We start from the raw sequence: 202 nt of genomic DNA, 5'->3' as shown, positions 1-202 counted from the left end.
TTGCGGACCTTGGAACCCTTGCGGACCTTGGAATCCTTGTGGACCTTGGAATCCTTGTGGTCCTTGGAATCCTTGTGGACCTTGAGCACCTTGTGGTCCCTGGAACCCTTGTGGACCTTGAACGCCTTGCGGACCTTGGAATCCTTGTGGACCTTGGAACCCTTGCGGACCTTGGAATCCTTGTGGTCCTTGGAATCCTTGT

At 54.5% G+C, this 202-nt stretch carries 1 protein-coding gene; it reads left to right on the top strand.

Annotated features, from left to right (window positions below; translation table 11 throughout):
- Positions 1-202, top strand: a 202-nt coding sequence (locus tag ASU00_RS26590; RefSeq protein ID WP_236712837.1) for a hypothetical protein, incomplete at both ends; no start/stop codon positions are given.

Origin of the sequence: Peribacillus muralis (genome assembly GCF_001439925.1) — a bacterium.
GTDB lineage: Bacteria > Bacillota > Bacilli > Bacillales > DSM-1321 > Peribacillus > Peribacillus muralis.
Note: the sequence above shows the minus strand (reverse complement) of the source record. Positions and strands in the feature narration are given on the sequence as shown.